The 14,513-nt window shown below is 34.0% G+C and carries 14 protein-coding genes; 5 read left to right on the forward strand and 9 right to left on the reverse strand.

The window, feature by feature from the left end; genetic code table 11:
- Positions 1-12 precede the first annotated feature (12 nt).
- Both EJ01_RS07040 and EJ01_RS07045 read right to left on the reverse strand, forming a co-directional pair.
- Entirely contained in the window at positions 13-1,389 is a 1,377-nt protein-coding gene (locus EJ01_RS07040) for an MFS transporter (protein ID WP_048081129.1), read from the reverse strand.
- A 162-nt stretch (positions 1,390-1,551) separates the two neighbouring features.
- Positions 1,552-3,090 carry an FAD-dependent oxidoreductase gene (locus EJ01_RS07045; RefSeq protein WP_048081128.1) on the reverse strand — a complete coding sequence of 513 codons (1,539 nt, stop codon included), beginning with the start codon at positions 3,088-3,090 and terminating at the stop codon, positions 1,552-1,554.
- Positions 3,091-3,567: 477 nt separating this feature from the next.
- Between EJ01_RS07045 and rbr the strand changes: the two genes are divergently transcribed.
- From rbr to EJ01_RS07070, 4 genes are all read left to right on the forward strand, one after another.
- Entirely contained in the window at positions 3,568-4,155 is a 588-nt protein-coding gene (rbr, locus tag EJ01_RS07050; protein ID WP_048081127.1) for a rubrerythrin, read from the forward strand.
- Between the two features lie 13 nt (positions 4,156-4,168).
- Positions 4,169-4,555 (forward strand): desulfoferrodoxin, encoded by a 387-nt coding sequence (locus tag EJ01_RS07055; protein WP_048081126.1) that lies wholly within the window; start codon positions 4,169-4,171, stop codon positions 4,553-4,555.
- Positions 4,556-5,044: 489 nt separating this feature from the next.
- The gene (locus EJ01_RS07060; protein ID WP_048081125.1) at positions 5,045-5,545 is read left to right on the forward strand and encodes a hypothetical protein; all 501 of its coding nucleotides are present in this window, start codon (positions 5,045-5,047) and stop codon (positions 5,543-5,545) included.
- 381 nt (positions 5,546-5,926) lie between these two features.
- Entirely contained in the window at positions 5,927-8,101 is a 2,175-nt protein-coding gene (locus tag EJ01_RS07070; protein ID WP_048081123.1) for a DHH family phosphoesterase, read from the forward strand.
- 115 nt (positions 8,102-8,216) lie between these two features.
- Here EJ01_RS07070 and EJ01_RS07075 read toward each other — a convergent pair whose 3' ends face one another.
- A complete protein-coding gene (locus tag EJ01_RS07075; RefSeq protein ID WP_048081122.1) occupies positions 8,217-8,738 on the reverse strand; it encodes a hypothetical protein in 522 nt (173 codons plus the stop codon).
- Between the two features lie 665 nt (positions 8,739-9,403).
- On the opposite strand from EJ01_RS07075, the gene EJ01_RS17250 reads away from it, so the two are divergent.
- Complete coding sequence (locus tag EJ01_RS17250; RefSeq protein WP_157197568.1) at positions 9,404-9,550, forward strand: PIN domain-containing protein; 147 nt, start codon at positions 9,404-9,406, stop codon at positions 9,548-9,550.
- Between the two features lie 19 nt (positions 9,551-9,569).
- Here EJ01_RS17250 and EJ01_RS07080 read toward each other — a convergent pair whose 3' ends face one another.
- The 6 genes from EJ01_RS07080 to aroA all read right to left on the reverse strand — a co-directional run bounded on the left by EJ01_RS07080 (position 9,570) and on the right by aroA (position 14,466).
- Complete coding sequence (locus tag EJ01_RS07080; protein WP_052375936.1) at positions 9,570-10,205, reverse strand: TMEM175 family protein; 636 nt, start codon at positions 10,203-10,205, stop codon at positions 9,570-9,572.
- Between the two features lie 29 nt (positions 10,206-10,234).
- On the reverse strand, positions 10,235-10,633 hold the full coding sequence (locus tag EJ01_RS07085; RefSeq protein ID WP_048081121.1) for an FxLYD domain-containing protein: 399 nt from the start codon (positions 10,631-10,633) through the stop codon (positions 10,235-10,237).
- A gap of 333 nt (positions 10,634-10,966) precedes the next feature.
- Entirely contained in the window at positions 10,967-11,575 is a 609-nt protein-coding gene (locus EJ01_RS07090; RefSeq protein WP_394296662.1) for an endonuclease III domain-containing protein, read from the reverse strand.
- 31 nt (positions 11,576-11,606) lie between these two features.
- Positions 11,607-12,515: an exonuclease V gene (locus EJ01_RS07095; RefSeq protein WP_048081119.1), complete on the reverse strand. Its 909-nt coding sequence runs from the start codon at positions 12,513-12,515 to the stop codon at positions 11,607-11,609.
- Positions 12,516-12,550: 35 nt separating this feature from the next.
- Entirely contained in the window at positions 12,551-13,033 is a 483-nt protein-coding gene (locus tag EJ01_RS07100) for a GTP-binding protein (protein ID WP_331275690.1), read from the reverse strand.
- Positions 13,034-13,191: 158 nt separating this feature from the next.
- Positions 13,192-14,466 (reverse strand): 3-phosphoshikimate 1-carboxyvinyltransferase, encoded by a 1,275-nt coding sequence (gene aroA / locus EJ01_RS07105; protein WP_048081118.1) that lies wholly within the window; start codon positions 14,464-14,466, stop codon positions 13,192-13,194.
- Between the last annotated feature and the right edge of the window lie 47 nt (positions 14,467-14,513).

Below are 14,513 nucleotides of genomic sequence, written 5' to 3' on the forward strand. Positions count from 1 at the left end.
AGTGTATTTGAACTACTGCTTACTTTCCCTACTTTTAGCCAGTGAAGCAAATATACCAACAAAACAAAGCACCGTGAACACGATAAAGGCGATCTGAACACTCAACAGAAGTGCAGGATACTCAGAAGGCATAATTTGAACATTTCCTATGTACAGGGCGAAAATGATTAGAACTGTTCCCATACTCAGTGTCTGCCCAATTAGTCTCATTGTTCCAACAGATGCAGATGCCACTCCATAAAATCTCTTTTCAACAGACCCCATGATTGCATTGGTATTTGGAGATGAGAAAAGTCCAAACCCTGCACCGAGTATAATTAGGCCTGCTATTATAAATTCGTAGCTTGTATTTGCGTTTAAAAAGACGAATAACAGAAGACCTATTGTTGTAAGTGCCATACCAAGAGATGCGATTAAACGTGGATTGTATTTATCTGAAAGCCTGCCTGCAATAGGAGCTAATATGGCCATAACAACTGGTTGGGCTATTAAAATCAGCCCTGCATTTCCTGGGCTTAAACCTTTTATGTACTGCAAATACAGGCTCAGGAGGAAAACCACTGCAAATGTGGCGCTGTAACTGATCAATGATGCTAAATTAGAAAATGCGAAAGTTGCATTTTTAAACAGCTTAACCTCAAATACAGGGCTTTTTGTTTTTAATTCCAGTATAACAAAGCCTATCATTCCAATTATTCCAAGAGCAGTTGATATGGCTCCTGTTATTTCTGGAAGTAATGAAAATCCGTATATAATCAGGAAAAGTGATATACTGTAAACTACAGAACCCCATAAATCGAATTTTTCACCTTTACATGCTGCCCATTCTTCCCTTAATTTCCAGAAAGTGAGTGCAAGAACTATTAAGCCTACAGGTATCATTAAGAGGAAAAGGCTTCTCCAGCCTAAAACCTGTGTCATTATTCCCCCTAAGACAGGCCCCAGTGCTAAACTCACATATACTGATGTTATTGTTATTCCAAGGGCTTTTCCCCTTTCCTTTGGTGGAAATACGTGGGTTACAATTGCTATGCTGGTAACAAATATCATTGCAGATCCAATTCCCTGAAGGACCAGGAATGCAAGGAGAAACATTGATGAAGGTGCAGCTGCACATAGAAATGATGCGATGGTAAAAGTTATAATTCCATATGTAAAAATGCGCTTCATCCCAAATATGTCTGCTAATCTCCCAAATGGAACTGCAAACATGGCAGATGCAAGTAAAAATGAGGTAGGTATCCAGCTTAATAAAATAGCGTTTGTTTGAAATTCTGATCCAATTGCAGGAAGCGCGATATTGATTGCTGCTGCAATAAACGGCGAAACAAATGATGCCAGTGTTGCAATAATTAAAGTTGTTAGTTTAATATTGTTGTTATTTTCCATAAAATTCCCTTTTAAAGATCCATTATAAAAGAACATTTTATTATATTTATAGATAAATATCTTTTGATATTATCTTAAAAAAGGGATTAATTAACATAATGTCTTAATATATGCAAATTATTGTGTTAGGTATTAAAAATAAGTGAATAAGGGCGGTAAAATCTATTTTTCTAAATCTTCGTATTCTGGGAGATCTCCCAGTGCAGGTGCGTGGATAACTTTTCCATCATATCTGTAACGCGAACCGTGGCATGGGCAATCCCACGTCTTTTCGGCTGTATTCCAGACTACCTGACAGCCTAAATGTACGCATGCCGGAGATAAAATATGAATTTTACCATTTTCATCCCTTGAAACTGCTGCTTTTTTGCCTTTAACAGTTAATATGCTTCCTTCTCCCTCTTTCAACATGGATAGATCCATAGAACTTGGTCTTGACACTTTACCTCCAATTAGCTCTTTAAAAACGTCTACATTGGTCTCAATGAATTCTTTTGTAGATTCAAGTTTGGGCATTGATCTAGATGGGTCAAAGAATGAACTCCATTTATTTTCATTCCCTAAAATTAAATCAGAGATAATCAGGGCTGAAACTGTTCCATTTGTCATTCCCCACTTCATAAATCCAGTCGCTACATAAACTCCTTTTGACTTAGATTCTATTTTGCCAATATAGGGGACATTATCTAGGGTGATGTTGTCCTGTGTAGACCAGTGGTAATCAATTGATTTAACATCAAAGTGATCACGGGCATGTTTTTCTAATTTTCTGTAAGATTCTGCTGTATCAAGTTCATGTCCTACCTTGTGGTTTGCTCCGCTCACTATAACAATATCTCCTTTATCTGATGGGGAAGAACGGTAAGTCACAGTTGGCTGTGTGCTCACATACATGCCTTTAGGAAATGGTTCATTTAAGTAAAGGCCCAGAGCATAGGACATGTTTGGATACATCTTAGAATATAAACGACGTGGGTCGTAAATTGGAAAATGTGTTGCAACTATTACATTTTTAGCTTTAATTGAGCCTTTATCTGTAATAACTTCATTAATATCACCCTCTTTCACATTAAGTGCCCTTGTATTTTCAAATATATAGCTGCCATCACCGGGAATACTGTCAATTAAATTCAGAAGGTATTTTCTTGGGTGAAACTCTGCCTGATTTTCATACTGGACAGCTCCTGCTATTTCGAAGGGTAGTGGTGAAGATTCAACATATGTGGCTTGGAGTCCTGCATCTGCTGCAGCTTTAGCTTCTTTTTTAAGCATATCTCTTTCATCTGGATTTTCACTGTAAATATAACATGGTAAGCGCCTGAAATCACAGTCTATATTTCTTTCTTTTATAATGGACTCAATTTTATCTATAGATTTTTGATTAGCTTCTGCGTAAATACGTGCTCCATCTTTACCAAAGTGAGATTCAAGATTAGAATATATGATGTTGTGGGCAGCAGTGACTTTTGCTGTTGTATTTGCAGTTACATCTTTGATAACCCGTTCGGCTTCAATTAATGCTACTGATAATCCTGCTTCTTTTAAAAGTAATGCAGATGTAATTCCAACAATACCGGCACCTAAAATTGCTACATCAACGGATAATTCTTTTTCTAATGGATTAAAATTAGTATAGGGAGTATCTATAATCCAGAATGATTTTAGTTCTCCCATATTTTTAAGATCTTTACTTTTTTTCATAATATTACAACCAGAAATATTATAATTATTACTACTTTTTAAATTTTTATTAATATAAAATTTAGGAAACCATTAAACTGATTTATTACTAATAACAAAATAAGTATGATAATATGATAATGACATTTGATTTTTTAACTTCATGGCTCTCAAACATATATTATATTCTTTTAATATTTGTGCCTGTATTTTTAGCATTCAACGCTTTTAAGTTGATAATAAGAACAATAACTGCTAAAAATAATGGTAAATAGTTATTTATATTGAATTATATAAATAAAATGGAATTAAGATAATATCTAATCCATTAAATGGACTAAGTATTTTAATAGTTAATAATATGTATTATAATTGCTTAAATTTTAATTAAATACGTTAAAATGTTCTAGATTATTAGATTTGATGTAAACTATAATTTTTTTTTAATCGATAAAAATTTATAAAAAAGAACCTATAAAATAAAATAAGGTGATATCTATGCAAAAAACAATGGAAAATTTAGCAAAGGCCTTTATTGGTGAAAGTCAAGCAAGGAATAGATATACTTTATATTCTAAAGTTGCAAAAAAAGAGGGGTACGAACAACTGGCTGAAATTTTCCTCATTACTGCAGATAATGAAAGAGAGCATGCTAAATGGTTAATGAAAATGATCCAGGGTTTAAAAGCAGAAAGTGGAGAACCTCTTGAAGAAATTGTAGTTGAATCCGCTGCCGCACCTGTTATCTATGGGACAACAGTAGAAAACCTTAAATCAGCAATTGCAGGAGAACATTATGAAAATTCTGAAATGTATCCTGAATTTGCGAATACTGCAGAAAAAGAAGGGTTTATAGATATAAGTGACAGATTATTTGCAATTGGTTATGCAGAAGTACATCATGAGGAAAGATATCGAAAATTTTTAGAACAAATAGAAGCAGGTACCCTTTACAAGAAAGATAAGGAAGTAGAATGGACCTGTAGAAAATGTGGACATGTATATATTGGAACAGAGCCTCCAGAAAAATGTCCATCGTGTGATCATCCGGCAAAATACTTTGAAATTAAATGTGAACAATATTAAAAGAGGAATCAAAATGACAGAACAAAATCAGGTTTACAGGTGCAATATCTGCGGAAATATCGTTGATGTCCTTCATGCAGGTGCAGGGAAACTAGTATGCTGCGGACAGGAAATGCAGTTGCTTGAAGAAAAAATCAATGATTCAGGGTCTGAAAAACATGTTCCAGTAGTTGAAAAAACAGATAATGGAATTAAGGTTAAGATAGGTTCAATTCCACACCCTATGGAAGAAAATCATTTTATAGAATGGATAGAAATAGCTACAGATGGTAGAGTTTATAGAAAAATGCTTAAACCAGGCGATAAACCAGAAGCTGAATTTGAAATTGATTTAGAAAGTGTAAATGTAATCAATGCCAGGGAATATTGTAGTATCCATGGATTATGGAAATCAGTTTAAATTAGTTAAATGATTAAGGGGGTCTTAGACTTCCAATTAATTTTTTTATTTTAATATATGATTTTTTTTAGTAATCTCTGATTTTTTTTGCATGCTTATAAAACCTCTAGTTTTGCAGAGCAGTGGAAGTTCAAAGAATTTTGCAGGTTGTAATAAATCTTCGTTTTGATACAGCAAAATTCAAAGAATTTTGCATGCTTCGCATTTACGAATATTAAAGATTTTTCAGTTAAAAATAGAAAATCTTTAAAGCTTGAAAAAATCAAAGATTTTTTCATGTTTAAAATCGTAAGATTTTAAAGTTGAGGAAATTACGTTTTCCGAACATTAAAATTTTACTAAAATAGTAAAATTTTAAAGTTGAGTAAATGTTATCAAAATCTTCGATTTTGATGCAGCAAAATTCAAAGAATTTTGCATGCTTTGCATTTACGAATATTAAAAATAGAAAATTTTTATACTTGAAAATTAAATGTCTAATAGGTAAATATGAAAAATAAAATTCTCCCATTGCTACTTGTAATATTTATGATGGCCATAGTTGCTATATCTGGATGTATTCAGTCAGATGCAAGCGGTATAAACGGACTTTCTTCCACCATAAGTAATCATATTAAAAATGGGGACAGTTATTATAATACTGCAGTAACAAATGCAAACAAATATTCGCTTGATAATGCCAGTTCAAATGCTGACAGTGCACTATCTGAATTTAATTCAGCAAAAACTTCGGCTAAAAATGCTTTAAGTTACGCTCAAAACTCTAAAGATAGTGTATTTACACAATATATTCAGAACCTTATGGTACAAATAGATGCCAGGATTAATGCAACTTCAGAGCTTCAACAGGCTGTTACTTACTTTAAACAGAAGGATAGTACAAATGGAAATTCTCACGTAACGCTTGCAAATAGCTACATGGACAGATCAATCCAGTATGAAACAGCAAATGATAATTTAGTAAGACAAAATCCATCTAAATTTAAATAGTATTGAATATAATCTTGATATTGATTTATTATTTTACAGGAATTACTCTATTTAGTAAACTAACAAAAAACACTGGTAATTAAAACATAGGATATAACTTCATTAAAAATGAAACATGAATGTATTTAAATGGGAAAGACGAATTAGTAAATAACGATTTAAATTTAATAATACTGGTGAATAATTCAAAATTTAAAATTGAATTTAACAGTTTTTATTTTTTGTATCAAAAATACGGAGTAAAAAAGGCAAAAACATGGATTTTTGCATTTTTCGTATTTTATCAAGTCACAAAACCATTTTGGTAGGTCAATATTTTAAATTTTGACGGTTTTTATATAGGCTATATTTTTAGACCTAAATTCAGAGTTGAGGTATTTTATGATTAAAACTTGTTTGGAATGTAAAGGTAAAGGACATAAAGTCCTAAGTTACAAAGTTTGTGAAAGCTGCCATGGAAGCGGCGTAAAAAGTGAAGTAGATGTTAAAAAGCATGTTAAAGGTATTTCAAAAGGGGCGATGGAACGGTTTGATTTAGGAGAAGAACATGAAGTTCCCTGTGATGTCTGTAAAGGTAAAGGGGAAGTTGAAGTAACAGAAACATGCGAAGAATGCGGCGGTAAAGGCGAAATTAATGTCTGTAAAAAATGCGGTAAAACGATAGAATCAGGCGATTACTGCAAAGGCTGCGAAGTTAAAGAGAAAGTATATGCATTACACCCTTCATGTGATATAAATGATCTTGAACTCGGTTCTCACTATAAAGGAAAGGTTACAAGAGTCGAAGATTGGGGAATATTTGTAAGCCTCTCAAAAAAAGGTTATGGCCTAGTTAGAGGACGAATGTTAGGTCATGATGTTGGTGATGAGGTTATTGTTAAAGTAATTGATATTAAAAAGGCCAAAGGAGAAGTTGACCTTACATTATCAAATCTTAAGGGAAAATATGAGCTTGTTAAACTCAGGAAAAATATTGCAAGAACTCCTATTGGTGAAATCACTAAAAAATCAGTCAAAAAATCTGTAAGGATAGTTGGGGAAGTAATTCAGATCCAGCAGACTTCTGGACCTACCATTTTTACAATTTCAGATGAAACCTCCACTACATGGGTAGCTGCATTTGATGAGCCTGGAATTAGAGTATATCCTCACATAAACATTGGGGATATTGTTGAAGTACTTGGTGAAGTCTCTATTCACAGCGGTAAGATACAGATAGAATCGGAATCAATTGAAAAACTACATGGTAAAGAGTCCCTTGAAGCAAGGAGGCTTATTGATGAGGCAATTGATGAGAAAGCTATGCCTGAAACAACAGAAATCCTGATTGAAAGTGAAGTCCTGGATAAGCTTAGGGGAAGAATGGCTAATGCTGCAAAAGCAATAAGAAGAGCTATTTTCGACGGCAGATCTATCCTTGTAAGACACCATGCAGATGCAGATGGGATATGTGCAGGGGTTGCAATTGAAAAGGCAGTAATTCCTTTAATAAGAGAAATAAATCCTGGCAGTGATGCAGAATGGCATTTCTTCAAGAGAGCTCCAAGTAAAGCTCCTTTCTATGAGATAGAAGATGTAGTAAAGGACCTTTCATTCTCACTTGAGGATATGGAAAGACACGGCCAAAAATTGCCTTTAATAGTTCTCCTTGATAACGGGTCCACTGAAGAAGATATTGTGGCGCTTATAAAGGCTAAGATCTACGATATTGAAATTGTAGTTGTTGACCACCACTATCCTGGTGAAGTGGAAAATGAAAGGGTAGCTGTGGATGATTACGTGGACGTACACGTGAATCCTTACCTTGTTGGTGGCAACTCTGAGATAACAGCAGGGGCACTTGCATATGAAGTGGCAAAAATGATAAATCCTGAAGTTAAGGAAAGCTTAATGCATTTACCGGGTATTGCTGCAGTTGGAGACCATGCAAGCTCGGAGGAAGCTGAAAAGTACATAGAACTTGCCGGAGAAAAAGGTTATACAAGGGAAGATCTTGATAAAATTGCAACATGTGTCGATTTTGAGGCATTTTATCTGAGGTTCATGAACGGTAGAGGTATTATAGATACAATCCTGGGCCTTGGAAATTATGATAAACATGTAAAGCTCATAGGGGCGCTTTACAATGAATCTCAAAAGAGAGTTAAAAACCAGCTTAGAGCGGCACTTCCTAATCTTAAAACCCAAAAACTCCCTAATGGAGTAATATTCAACGTTTTAGATGTTGAAAAATATGCTCATAAGTTCACTTATCCTGCCCCTGGTAAAACTACAGGTTATGTGCATGATACAATTGTTAAAAAGTATGGGGAAGAAAATCCAATTATAACACTTTCTTTTGGCCCTGATTTTGGAGTTATAAGGGCAACAGATGCTGTAAATGAAAAATTTGGATTTAATTTGAATACCATTGTTACAAAACTCGCAGAAGGAATTCCTGAAGCAGGGATAGACGGCGGCGGCCACGAATGTGCTGGATCACTCAAGTACGTTGAGGGGTTATCCAAAAAAGTGCTTGGGGCTTTTGCAGAAGAAGTTGCCGACCTTGGTAAATAAATTTCATAGTGAATAACATGACTTTATGTCATTAGGCACTAATCAAATTTCTTATAATTAGTCCAAATATTGGGTTATTCACTTATAAGAAACTTTTATTTTTAACAGTTTCTATTTATTTACTCTCTTTTAATTCAGTAACAGCTTCGCAGTATTCATCACCTTTACACATTGCTTTTGTGAATTTTTTTGAATATTTGGGGTTCAAATTACTAACAAATGTTTCATGATAAGCACTGCAGTTTTCAAAAAGACTTTTACTTTCAAAACCTATTTCTTTGCTTCTATTTAAAAATGGACAGCTCGTTATCTGGCTTTTTGCATGATGTCCAACTGCATAAATTTTTTTATATTTTATTTCTGGCCCATAAAGTATTTCTGAGACTAATTCATTGGTTTTCTCAATTTCTTCTGCAGTCTTGAATGGAAGTCCTAGATATTTTGATAGAATACTTGCATTTTTTCCATCCTGAATCCATGATATATAATTAATAGTATCCATTAATGGCTGTATTTTTTTGTAATCTGGACCTAAGATATCTTTATATACTTTTTCATGAGTTAATAGCAGTGAACTTGCAGATTGGGCAGCAATTTTCCATCTCAATTCTGCCGGAAAATTATCTATATTGATCACAGTTTCATCTCCCTTTAATATTATAAGTAATATTATTATGTTATTTAATATTAATTTATTTTATGAATTAATTGATAAAACAAAATAAATATGAAAATCAAAAATTATTATAAATGAAATTTTAACCTGCCATTACTTGAATAAGGCACATCATCAATATGTCGATATTTAACTCTAAAAGTCTTAATTTTGAATGAAATAAGTTTGGAAGTTGTAGAACTGTTTTAAATTCTATTTTTGCAATCGGCTGTTCTGGCATTTGATTAAAATAATTAAAACAATAAAAATAAAATATAATCTAACTAAAATCGACTTTAAATGTTAATGGATTAAATTAAATTTTAGCTAAACAAATTTATCATGATTAAATGAAATTGGAGCTGATCTGAATTACTAGGATTTTACCAGATATTTGCATTTTAATATCCCATACACTCTCAAGAGTAGTAGAACTGGATTTTTTAGACGGCTTTGAGATATTAATTCCGGATTTTGTTGAAGAAATAGTTTTAGTTTTATGTGAAGGAAAATTAAAGGCAGGGTTTTACAATGAAATAAATAAGTTAAAGGAATTAGAAGCTGAAAGAAAAATAGATATCCTGTATTGTAGTTATGGAATAGATTGGCCTGAAAATAGGAATAAACTTATAAATACTGAAGATGACATGATTCTGGAAGTTGCTGTAGCCACAGATTCAATTCTTTTTACTGCAGATAAAGGTTTGAGGGATAAAGCTGTTTCAATTAAACAGCCTGTTATTTATATCCCTCCTAAGTTTCAAAAAGGGATCAAAAAGCTTGCTGAAAGATAGTTTTTAATTGGATTTGGAATTATTTAGATATATGTCTAAAGCTTGGTGCAAGGGCGTAATTAAGTTGAATTGCAATGAGAATTACAATGCTTAGGTATGTACTGATGAAACACATGAGTGCCGCAAGGGCATAAAATATCTGTGCAGTAATGATCCTGTTTCGTAGTGATTTATCAACTTTTTCAGGGATTTCACGTGATATAAATCCGCTTTTACATGCGTATTGCCAGTGGATATATGTGAAAATTCCAAGGATCAAAATATTTAGCCAGTAAACTCCTATCGCTAGTTTGAATGTGATGTATTCAGTTAAAAAGGCAGTAGTAAAGGGTATCAGTGCAACAAACATCAGGAAAAAAATAGAGATCCAGTTTAAATGTCGGTCGCTTTCCTCAATAAAAGTATACTGAAGGGAATGGCCTGTCCAGAAAATTCCTAAAGTGATAAAGCTCATGAAATAAACCAGTAATCTCGGCGCTACCTGCAGTAGAACTGTAAACAGATCGCCTTCACTGTGAACTGATCCAAAAAATGGAATACTTAGTTCGAGCACAAGAATTGTCATTGCAATAGAAAATACGCCGTCTGCAAGGGCTTTTGTCCGCTGTAAGTCATGTCCTGCAAAAATGTTGTAATCGTCTCTTAACTGAGGCATTTTATTTCTCCAAAATGAAACTTGGCTGTTTATTTAAGTAAAGTTGGGCCAACTTTTACACTATATGAGTAGGGAATACTTGATTTTCGATAGGGAATTTCAAATTTCCATGTTTCCCCGGGACTAATGTAGCTTTTAGCGTCAAAGCTGGAATATAATAAATTACCATATTTATCATAAAAATTAACGGTTATAGAAACATACCTCAGTTTGTACTGCCCTGTATTTTGTGACTGGCCTTTGATCATATATTTATCTGGCTCGGTTTTAACCATCTGTTCATTTAAAATTTTTATATCATCGTGGGGGTCAATTGTCTGTGCTGTACTGTCATAAGCATTGCTTTTGGTAAAATAATCGTTTAAGTTAACCAAACTCAAGGCACCAGCTAAAGTAAGAACGATCAATGCAAATGATGCTATGTACATAACATTTCCCACGCATATCCGACCTTCAATACTAATAATTTTACTAAGAGAAGTATTATTAATTATATGATCGGTATTATTTAACAATTTCTAAAAATGAACTTAAATGAGATATTCCTGTTTTTTAAGAGTAGTTAAAGCGCAGTTTTACATAAAAATAACAAAGATTACATGAAATAAAAAAAGTGCTGCTGAAATAATATTGTAGATAAATTAAGAAAGGTGTATATTAGCACATTAATTTTTAAAAGTAGGAGAAAATATTGCATAAAATAGCTTGGAAGAATAATCAGATATATAAAGAAGTAATAATTGATTATTTGATTTTATTTTTTAAGAGGATTCATTCTTCATATCCCTATAAAAATCACACAGGTCATTAATCGGACATTCTTCATGTTTTGGCCCAATAGGCCTGCAGATATCCTGTCCAAACCTCACAAAACTTTCATTTAAATCAAGCCAGTAATCTTCAGGGACAATTTTTGTAAGTTCAAGCTCAGTTTCATCGGGAGATTTTGTCTCTACAAGTCCTAATCTATTTGATATTCGATGCACATGTACATCTACGGGAATCGCGTTTAATCTGAACCCATAAACCAGAACACAGTTTGCTGTTTTTCTTCCCACTCCCGGAAGAGCCAGAAGCTCATTTATATCATCAGGAACGACATCTTTGTAGTCTTCATGGATTATCCTTGAAACTTCCTTCACTCTCTTTGCTTTCACCCTGAAAAAGCCCGCTTTTTTGATCAATTTTTCTACTTCTTCAGTGGGAGCATTGGCGATTTGTTCTGGTGTTCTGTATACTGCAAAGAGAGTAGCTGACGCTTCATCTGTGTTTTCATCCCGTGTTCTCTGGGATAAAATAGTTGTAATCAAGACCCTGAATGGATTCGGGTTTTTCACAGGCTTTTTAACGTATTTGTGGAGCCTGTCCATTATTTCTTTGATTTTCATTTGAGTTTGAATTTCAATCACCTTGTTTCCATTTCTTGTGGATAGCAGGGCAGAGAGTGTAATAGCCGCAGAAGTTGCATTTCCAGTTGTTTGCTTCTCCAACAGAGGTAGGGCTTCGTTTTCCAGACCAGTATTCAAGTGCCCATTCCATTCCACGGGTAAAAAATCTTTCATCAAACTTATATTTTTCTCTGTGGACTTCAGTAAGTGTTTTTTGATTTATATAAATAATTTCAATGGTTCTGGATAGTTCGGGGAGTTCCTTAAATTTATGGATAACTTCAGTTATAAGTGTTCCAACCCCCAGTAGAGTACCAATTTCTTTTTGTTCATTTTTGGGGATTTCAAGGCTTTCCATATATTCCTCACTTAAAATAATTTCATTAAAATCAGGTTCAATTAGATCTACTCCATAAGCAGACCAGAAATCTCCCATTTCAGTCTTTCCATTTATCATGGCGTTGAGTACATACCAGTAAATCATGCCCTGCATTTTATCTTTAATTATCTGCTGGGATGATGGTGGGTTCTGGCTTTTTCGTGTTTTCATCTCAATTATTTGAGTTCTTTTATATGTTTTTAGGCCTTCAACTTCTTCTACAAGTTTAATCTCATCAATAATGCCTTTTATAAGTGCATTTTTAAATTTAGATAAAATAGGTAGTTCACGGGTTAAACCTTCCTTCTGGTACAGATCAAGTTCTACGTTCATGTTATGAACATTAGAATGAAGTTTATCTGCAGGAGTCTTTATTTCAACTACTATTTCTTCTAAGACCTCAAGAAATCTGTCTTTATGAATTTCACTGCCTTTTTCTTTCTCTGGTGTTTGAACTTCACCGTACTGGCGCCTCAAGTCAACTGCCATTTCACACCAGAACTGGCTTGCGATGGTTGATGGTCCTAAAATAATTGAAGACATATTATCAATAAAAGAAAATTAAAATTATTAAGGTTTTATACTAAGTTTAAAAGAACTTCTAATCCTTCTTGAATTCCTTCTCCTGTTGTTGCAGTGGTTGGAATTAGTGGAGTATGGGGTTTTATATATTCGGATTCAAGATCTCCTGGAGCTATATCCTGTTTATTTACAAAAACTACATAGGGAATGTTTCCGCCGTTTAGTGCTTCCAGTATTCTGATATCCATGTCTGTGACGCCTACAGAATTATCAACTACTACAATTGCACCGCTTAAATTAGTAGTTAATATTTCCCTCATGAACTTGAACCTTTCCTGACCTGGAGTGCCGAAAATATGGACTTTTTTACCATTAATAATGGTGTTTCCGTAATCAAGTGAAACTGTCGTACCGTTACATTCTATTTTGGTTACTTTTTCTTCTCTTCTATTTAAAAGAGTTTCTATAACAGTTGTTTTCCCTGAATCGGCTGACCCAAGAATTACGATTTTGGTTACTTTTTTTCTTGTCATGTCCATCTGGTTCCCCTTTTTTGTAATAAAAATACTATATTTTCAGTAATTAAATAGATTACCATGTAGTTAAAGCACTAAATAGATATTTGCTTTTTGTGGGAAAATTTTTTGCAGTAGTGTACCTTGTAGTTAAAGGATTAAATAAAATTTAGTTAATGGTTCTATTTTGTTTTTATATTACATCCAAGTCTTTTCATAGCCTCTGGGAAATTAGGGAAAGATATATCATAAACCGACGCGTTTTCTATGGTTAAACCACCTGTTTTTAATCCAACAAGCGAGAGCGCCATTACAAGGCGGTGGTCTCCATGAGATTTAACTATTCCCCCTTTAGCTCCTCCTTTAATTACAAGCCCATCTTTTTTTTCTGTAACATTTACGCCGAGTTTTGAGAGTTCAAGGGCACAGGTATGAATCCTATCCGTTTCCTTAAAACGGGCGTGTTCAACATTCCCAATAGTTGTAACGCCGTTTGATATGGCTCCAAGCGCTGCAACAGTAGGCAGCAGATCTGGAGCATTTTCCAGGTTCACATGCGTACCGTTAAGTTCTCCCTGTCCAATTATTGTAACTTCATCTTTTTTAACTTTAACTTCAGCACCCATATCCTTGACAATATCTAATATTTGTTTATCTCCCTGTTTTGAGTCTTTAAAAACATTTTTTACTGTAACTTCGCCGTTAAGTGCTGCAGCAGCTCCTATTATATAAGAAACTGAGGAATAATCTCCTTCAACTGTATAATCCCGGCTTTTGTAGGTTTGGGGATCTATATGGAATGATCCCTGTTTTTTGTTATAGTCTAGACTAACTCCAAATTTCTCCATGATGTCTGTTGTCATATCCACATATGGTTTGGAGATGAAATCACCCTTCACGTTGATATCAACAGAATTCTGGGCATAGGGAGATGCAATAAGAAGAGATGAAATAAACTGAGAGCTTATATCACCTTTTATACCGGTTTTACCTCCTTTAAACCCTCCTTTGATACATATTGGTGGTTTTCCATTTCCTCTAGATGAAAATGCTGTAACTCCCAGGCTTTTAAGGGCGTCTAATAAATCCTGCATGGGCCTTGTTCTAAGTGAGCTGTCACCTGTTAAAACCGTATAATTTGAAGCAAGAGCCGAGACGCTAGTCATTATTCTAAGTGTTGTCCCTGAATTTTTAAGGTCTACAACATCTTCTGGTGTTTCTAAGACCCCTCCAGTACCATTAACTATGCATCTATCATCTTCCTTTTTAATTTCACATCCAAGTGCCCTGCATGCATTTAAAGATGCAAGTGTGTCCTCAGAGTACAGGGGGTCATTGAGTGTAGATTTCCCCTCTGCAAGTGATGAAATTATAATAGCCCTGTGGGTGTAACTTTTGGAAGGAGGAGCTTTGATAACCCCTTCAATTTTATCAGTTTTTTGTATTTCCAGTTCCATTGAATCACGTAAATTTTTAAAAATTTTCTATTTTTAAGCGGTGCAAA

Source organism: Methanobacterium veterum, from assembly GCF_000745485.1.
Taxonomy (GTDB): Archaea; Methanobacteriota; Methanobacteria; order Methanobacteriales; family Methanobacteriaceae; genus Methanobacterium_D; species Methanobacterium_D veterum.

Bases quoted from the DNA above. Each gene is read 5' to 3' on its own strand.
- EJ01_RS07040 (WP_048081129.1), bottom strand. From the start codon at position 1,389: ATGGAAAATAACAACAATATTAAACTAACAACTTTAATTATTGCAACA.
- EJ01_RS07045 (WP_048081128.1), bottom strand. From the start codon at position 3,090: ATGAAAAAAAGTAAAGATCTTAAAAATATGGGAGAACTAAAATCATTC.
- rbr (WP_048081127.1), top strand. From the start codon at position 3,568: ATGCAAAAAACAATGGAAAATTTAGCAAAGGCCTTTATTGGTGAAAGT.
- EJ01_RS07055 (WP_048081126.1), top strand. From the start codon at position 4,169: ATGACAGAACAAAATCAGGTTTACAGGTGCAATATCTGCGGAAATATC.
- EJ01_RS07060 (WP_048081125.1), top strand. From the start codon at position 5,045: ATGAAAAATAAAATTCTCCCATTGCTACTTGTAATATTTATGATGGCC.
- EJ01_RS07070 (WP_048081123.1), top strand. From the start codon at position 5,927: ATGATTAAAACTTGTTTGGAATGTAAAGGTAAAGGACATAAAGTCCTA.
- EJ01_RS17250 (WP_157197568.1), top strand. From the start codon at position 9,404: ATGATTCTGGAAGTTGCTGTAGCCACAGATTCAATTCTTTTTACTGCA.
- EJ01_RS07080 (WP_052375936.1), bottom strand. From the start codon at position 10,205: ATGCCTCAGTTAAGAGACGATTACAACATTTTTGCAGGACATGACTTA.
- EJ01_RS07085 (WP_048081121.1), bottom strand. From the start codon at position 10,633: ATGTACATAGCATCATTTGCATTGATCGTTCTTACTTTAGCTGGTGCC.
- EJ01_RS07090 (WP_394296662.1), bottom strand. From the start codon at position 11,575: ATGGACAGGCTCCACAAATACGTTAAAAAGCCTGTGAAAAACCCGAAT.
- EJ01_RS07095 (WP_048081119.1), bottom strand. From the start codon at position 12,515: ATGTCTTCAATTATTTTAGGACCATCAACCATCGCAAGCCAGTTCTGG.
- EJ01_RS07100 (WP_331275690.1), bottom strand. From the start codon at position 13,033: ATGGACATGACAAGAAAAAAAGTAACCAAAATCGTAATTCTTGGGTCA.
- aroA (WP_048081118.1), bottom strand. From the start codon at position 14,466: ATGGAACTGGAAATACAAAAAACTGATAAAATTGAAGGGGTTATCAAA.